This window comes from Candidatus Aegiribacteria sp. (assembly GCA_021108005.1).
GTDB lineage: Bacteria > Fermentibacterota > Fermentibacteria > Fermentibacterales > JCC-6 > Aegiribacteria.
Genome location: JAIORS010000028.1, coordinates 1 through 5,333 on the forward strand (window position 1 = coordinate 1; position 5,333 = coordinate 5,333).

General features: G+C 40.6%; 9 protein-coding genes. All 9 read left to right on the forward strand.

The window, feature by feature from the left end; all coding sequences use genetic code 11:
• Positions 1-299 precede the first annotated feature (299 nt).
• The 9 genes from K8S15_02090 (at position 300) to K8S15_02130 (ending at position 5,329) form a co-directional block, all read left to right on the forward strand.
• Entirely contained in the window at positions 300-683 is a 384-nt protein-coding gene (locus tag K8S15_02090; GenBank protein ID MCD4774823.1) for a hypothetical protein, read from the forward strand.
• A 120-nt stretch (positions 684-803) separates the two neighbouring features.
• Complete coding sequence (locus K8S15_02095) at positions 804-1,046, forward strand: type II toxin-antitoxin system Phd/YefM family antitoxin (protein MCD4774824.1); 243 nt, start codon at positions 804-806, stop codon at positions 1,044-1,046.
• The gene (locus tag K8S15_02100; GenBank protein MCD4774825.1) at positions 1,043-1,306 is read left to right on the forward strand and encodes a Txe/YoeB family addiction module toxin; all 264 of its coding nucleotides are present in this window, start codon (positions 1,043-1,045) and stop codon (positions 1,304-1,306) included. The genes K8S15_02095 and K8S15_02100 overlap by 4 nt, the downstream gene beginning before the upstream one ends.
• A gap of 127 nt (positions 1,307-1,433) precedes the next feature.
• Positions 1,434-1,688 (forward strand): type II toxin-antitoxin system HicA family toxin, encoded by a 255-nt coding sequence (locus K8S15_02105; GenBank protein MCD4774826.1) that lies wholly within the window; start codon positions 1,434-1,436, stop codon positions 1,686-1,688.
• Positions 1,688-1,900, forward strand: coding sequence for a type II toxin-antitoxin system HicB family antitoxin (locus K8S15_02110; GenBank protein MCD4774827.1), 213 nt, complete (start codon positions 1,688-1,690; stop codon positions 1,898-1,900). Before K8S15_02105 ends, K8S15_02110 begins: the two co-directional genes overlap by 1 nt.
• Before the next feature lie 278 nt (positions 1,901-2,178).
• Positions 2,179-2,421, forward strand: coding sequence for an addiction module protein (locus tag K8S15_02115; GenBank protein MCD4774828.1), 243 nt, complete (start codon positions 2,179-2,181; stop codon positions 2,419-2,421).
• Complete coding sequence (locus tag K8S15_02120) at positions 2,408-2,737, forward strand: type II toxin-antitoxin system RelE/ParE family toxin (GenBank protein ID MCD4774829.1); 330 nt, start codon at positions 2,408-2,410, stop codon at positions 2,735-2,737. Before K8S15_02115 ends, K8S15_02120 begins: the two co-directional genes overlap by 14 nt.
• A 154-nt stretch (positions 2,738-2,891) precedes the next feature.
• On the forward strand, positions 2,892-4,085 hold the full coding sequence (locus tag K8S15_02125; GenBank protein ID MCD4774830.1) for a hypothetical protein: 1,194 nt from the start codon (positions 2,892-2,894) through the stop codon (positions 4,083-4,085).
• Between the two features lie 137 nt (positions 4,086-4,222).
• On the forward strand, positions 4,223-5,329 hold the full coding sequence (locus K8S15_02130; GenBank protein ID MCD4774831.1) for a 6-bladed beta-propeller: 1,107 nt from the start codon (positions 4,223-4,225) through the stop codon (positions 5,327-5,329).
• The last annotated feature ends 4 nt before the right edge of the window (positions 5,330-5,333 follow it).

Below are 5,333 nucleotides of genomic sequence, written 5' to 3' on the forward strand. Positions count from 1 at the left end.
TATGCTGGGAAGGAACGGATCATCATGGAAACGGGGTTCCTGCCGGTTTGTACCTCTGCAGGATTCAATCCGGAGGAGTTACCGAAACAACAGGATTGTGTTTACTGAGATAGATAGAGCCATAACAACAAAATTCAGAAGATTGCTACTGTATTATAACTCCCTGTTGCCTGGAAGAATCGAATTTCTATGCGACAATCCTTCATGAATTTGTCCACTGTTATCAGGACAAAACCTGTGAACAGGACTTGAAAGGTAAACTTGAGATACATCAACGCGCATTCAGTTCCGGAGATTATATGTGGGAGATCAATCACGCATTTCCATATACTAACCCTGATTACATAAAACTCATCCAAAACATCTCCAAGTTAGATTATCATGAAATTCTGAAAGCACTCTCAAACCTTAAATCAACACTTGAAGTTATTCACTATGAGTACATGATATGGCAAATCTGGAAGGAAGGTTTCGCTAGGTTCATTGAAAACAAAATCCTTCGGATGAATAGTATCACAGAAAACGATGGTGGAAACGATTTTGAAAGCCCAAATAGGACATCTCTCTACTTCATAGGAGACCGAATCTGGAGACAACTGGAACTTCAGGATACAAATTTGATCGAAGATATTGAGAAGGCATTTCCTGTTTTGGAAGGCAATTCTAGTTTATCAACTGCATAAACCAGAAACAGCGACAATGTTCTTAGCCTATGTGAATACTGTTCTGGTTATGCAGAGCGTTCACCAGAGATTGACAGATACAAAGAAACGTACGATATTCCGTACGAATGGAGATGCGGAATGACCAATGTGACAGTAACCGAAGCAAGAAGGCGACTTTACAAGTTGCTGGATGAGGTAGCTCAATCGCATGAGCCGGTACAAATCGCTGGAAAAAGAAACTCCGCCGTTCTGATCGGAGAAGACGATTGGCGGGCTATTCAGGAAACTCTTTACCTTACAAGCATACCCGGCATGCGTGAGTCTATCAAAGACGGCATAAACACACCCGTTAATGAGTGTGATGAGGAGCTTGACTGGTGAGTTGGCGGCTTGTCTTCACAAAGCAAGCAAAAAAGGATGCGAAAAAACTAGCAAGCTCAGGGTTCAAAGAAAAGGCAGAATATCTCCTCATGATTATCAAGGATGATCCCTTTAGAACCCCTCCCCCCTTCGAAAAGCTCGTTGGTGATTTATCTGGCGCTTGCTCAAGACGCATAAATATTCAACATAGACTTGTCTACCAAGTTCTTTTGGAGCAGAAAACAGTCAAGGTTCTTCGTATGTGGACTCACTATGAATAAAGGGTGAACCACTGCATGAACCAGTCACAAATGCAAAGTTATGAATCTGAGTAATATCTGTGCTGGTTATGCAGAGCGTTATGTGAAATAGAAACTGAATATCAAACGAATGGAGAATATTCCGTAAATGACGAAATGGGATAAGCTACTGGACAGTATCCTAAGAGGATCGAGCGATGCTGACATCAGTTTCGACGATCTATGTGGTCTGCTTGAGCGGCTTGGATTTGCGCGAAGAACTCGCGGTAGCCACAATGTATTCAGGAGGGCTGATATCGTCGAAAGGCCAAATCTTCAGAGAAGCGGAAACAATGCTAAGCCCTACCAGGTTAGGCAGATTCGTGATATTATATTGAAGTACAAGCTTAGAGATGAGGACTAATGGACAAATATGAGATTATCATTTTCTGGAGTGCTGAGGACGATTCCTTTGTTGCTGAAATCCCAGAGCTTCCAGGCTGTGTTGCTCATGGCGATACTCAGGAAAAGGCACTAGCCAATGCAAAATTAGCAGAAAAGCTCTGGCTCGACACAGCCAAGGAGTTTGGAGATCCCATCCCTGAGCCGAAAGGCCGTCGGCTCGTATTCGCCTAATAAGAACACACAACCGCATCAACCAGAAACAACGCGATGTTCTTGGCTTGTCAATACTGTTCTGGTTATGCAGAGCGTTCGCAAGAATCAAAGGCAAATTGTATTAAGTGAAATATCTATGATAGAATTTATATAGGTTCAATTGTTTCAGTACATATTCCATTTGGCGGGGATGACCAAGTTGACTATTGTATTAATTATGAGATTAAGCATAATGTCAATGAAACAAGTTTTAGCAGTATTATGCTATTTCTAAAACGTATACGGAGGAATTCCACATGGCTGCAGCAATCACAAATGAAATACTAAATAGCGCGTTACAACAACCGGAAAAGGATAGAGCTCGAATAGCCGAGGTTCTTATTGCAAGTCTGGATATAAAGACAGAGCCTAATGTTGAACAAGCTTGGCAACAGGAAATAGATAAGCGCTTAAGCGAAATAGACAAGGGTGTTGTTAAATGCATTCCATGGGAAGAAGTTAGAGATCGTCTTTACAAAAATGCCCATGCACAAAGTTGATGTACACCCGGATGTTTATGCTGAGTTGGAACACTCCCGAACATGGTACGAAGAACGTGCCGAGAATCTTGGCATAGATTTTCTCAAGGAAGTAGACAACGCCATCAATACCATTCGCCAATCACCAACTATATGGCCATTCCGTGATAAGAAGCAAAGAATTTATCATTATTTTGTACATCGCTTTCCCTATGGTATCATCTATAGAATTCAGAGTGACGTGGTGCAAATCATTGCAGTTATGCACCTGCGGCGACATCCTAATTACTGGCATGATAGAGCAATGCATTGGAATGACAGCCGGCAAGATAACTAAGAAATTGTTTTGCGAACAACAAAATGCAGCAGAACTGCGGTTCTAGCATCTGGCAATAGTGCATCGCAGTCTGCTGATTTAGATCGTTCGCAAGCGAAATACTTCGTGAACTACTTTTGCTATTTTTAATTATAGAAACGGAGAAGGAAACACCATGTCCCGAAGGATAGATTTGTATTCCTACAATGATCCTGGAGAATTCAATAAGCACAATCCTATTTATTTGTATGAGCAGAAATGGGCTCCTGAAATACTGTTTGAAATCGCGAATGCAAATAGCTATGAATTAACAAAATATGATATTGCATCGAAATTAAACACTGACCCGGCTAATTTTGATGATTTACTGTCCAATATGGAAAAAATCGGCATGGTGACGAAAAAACAGAACAGATATTCGGTATCTTTCTGTGTTGTATTAGAGAAGGATCTTCACATAATAGACAATCTCAGCAAAGCGATTGCCCTCAGGTTAACACAGAAAATTATGAGACATAAGCAGGCAATCCTGAATCTTGCCTCCAGGATAAAATGCTTGGATGAATTTGGATATGGCAGAATCTTATATCACGTTATTGGTTGTGACATTCTTGATGGAACTACTTTCTTTGACTTCAACAAGAGAGGTATTTTAAGCACCTCAAAACCCCAGTACGATAATAGAGACTACATTCTTGTTGGTTTTGAACAGAACGAAATTGTAGCATGCTCTAGTGACAAGATACTTTGCAGCCGCAACCGTAAAATAGCAGCTGGTGTTGAATTCGCGAGCTTCGGGGACGGTAATGGCAATAGACATGACATGTTCAGATTCATGAGACAACTAACCTCGCGACTCGCAGATGTTACTCCAAATTTGAGTCTGAATTCCTCCTATATTCACATTCTTGAGCAGCAGAATAAGCATTTAACTGAGGTGTGTGCCGAAATAATTACCAAAGTATTACGTGCTGAGAAATCAGATCCATCCTTTTCGAATGAAGAGAATGATGCTCTAAAATTCCTTGAAGAGCTGAAGTACATCAAAATGGATGAATCTGGTAGGGTAAAAATAGTAGTTCCATTGTTTGATGCAGATGATGCAAAACTGATAGATGATATCTCAAATTACTTGATTGAGTTAATCGGGGATGCGATAGCAAGCGAATTCGGCAATCTAAAAGGTAGAATGCAAGGATTATCTGCATTGTCGCATGGGGTAGATGAAAAAGAAATCGCGAATGAGTTATGGCATCAGATACTCGGAAATGTAAATGAGAATCTTGTTCAAGAAGGATTATTTGCATCACCTGAATCAATAATTGGAGAAGGACGATATTTTCAGGCAATATACGTTAGAAATAATTGATTGAGAACATTTTGAATGTTTTCAATTGCATGAAAGAAATAGAATTGCGAACAACTGAATGAACCTGCCACAAACGCTTGAGAATGGGCTTGGTCATCACTTGTGCAGGTCAACTCTACATTATCATAGGGAGGAAAATGAAAATCTTCACAATACTCTCAGCTTCGATATCGGTATTCCTGGCAACTGCATGTGGTTCTAGCTCAGACACCTTACCTATTACAGCTGACAGTATAGCTGAGTACAGTCTTGTTCTTGTCGATTCATTTGGTGTTGAGAACGGTGATTCAGTAAATATGATAGGTTCAATAACATCAATGTGTTATCATCCAAATGGTTCCCTATTGCTTCTTGATAATGCTGCTGGATGCCTGAGAATTATTCCCGAGAATGGCGAACCATTTCGTGCTCTAAGAATCGGCAGCGGTCCTGGAGAGTTTCAGGGAGCGCAGGGAGTTTGTGCCCTGGGTGACGGCAGAATACTGATAACCGATTACATGAAGCTCAATTTGATGACCTATGATGAACATGCTAATTATCTTGGTGAATACTTCCCATCAAGTGAAAGTGATCCTCCTCCGGAGTTATGGGCAGTCGACTCCTCATCCATAATCGGGGTTGATGGAGATAATCTCATGCTTGATGGAGAATTAGTAACATACTATTACTGTGCACGTTATGATTCAAGCATAGAACCTACTGTGTATTACTATCTGCTTAATATTGATGAAATAGAACACAACGAGTTAATTAGGATGTTGGATGTGATCGAATTCCATGCAGACAGAAACGGCCAGGTCTATATCATAGAGGACTTCACTGAATACATAATAAAGATATTCAATCCGGATGGCTCCTTGGCTTATGAAATAGCAGCCCAAGTGGATCGACTTGAAAAAAGTGAAGAACAGATTCTTACTGAAATTGAAGAATACGAATCTTTCGCTGTAATCGATAGAGGTTATGCAGGCGGTTACCAACCCTCACAATATAAAAGACTGGTTTCAATTGCTGGTGTAGATGAAGATGGTTTCCTCTGGGTAGAGAGATTCGACTTCGATACTGGCTATCATTTTGATATCTGGGATGATAAAGGACAACTGGCATACAGAGCTGTGCTTCCTGAAATGGTAAGACATCTTGAGATTAGCTTCTTGGTAGACGAAATCGGAATGGTCGCTGCAGTTACTGATCCAGATGATTTTCCAAGGATCTACTTTCTCAAGAAGGACAATATTCAATGATAAC

What these genes read in the sequence shown, in the direction of transcription:
- K8S15_02090 (MCD4774823.1), top strand. Translation starts at nt 300, where the DNA reads ATGTGGGAGATCAATCACGCATTTCCATATACTAACCCTGATTACATA.
- K8S15_02095 (MCD4774824.1), top strand. Translation starts at nt 804, where the DNA reads ATGACCAATGTGACAGTAACCGAAGCAAGAAGGCGACTTTACAAGTTG.
- K8S15_02105 (MCD4774826.1), top strand. Translation starts at nt 1,434, where the DNA reads ATGACGAAATGGGATAAGCTACTGGACAGTATCCTAAGAGGATCGAGC.
- K8S15_02110 (MCD4774827.1), top strand. Translation starts at nt 1,688, where the DNA reads ATGGACAAATATGAGATTATCATTTTCTGGAGTGCTGAGGACGATTCC.
- K8S15_02115 (MCD4774828.1), top strand. Translation starts at nt 2,179, where the DNA reads ATGGCTGCAGCAATCACAAATGAAATACTAAATAGCGCGTTACAACAA.
- K8S15_02120 (MCD4774829.1), top strand. Translation starts at nt 2,408, where the DNA reads ATGCACAAAGTTGATGTACACCCGGATGTTTATGCTGAGTTGGAACAC.
- K8S15_02125 (MCD4774830.1), top strand. Translation starts at nt 2,892, where the DNA reads ATGTCCCGAAGGATAGATTTGTATTCCTACAATGATCCTGGAGAATTC.
- K8S15_02130 (MCD4774831.1), top strand. Translation starts at nt 4,223, where the DNA reads ATGAAAATCTTCACAATACTCTCAGCTTCGATATCGGTATTCCTGGCA.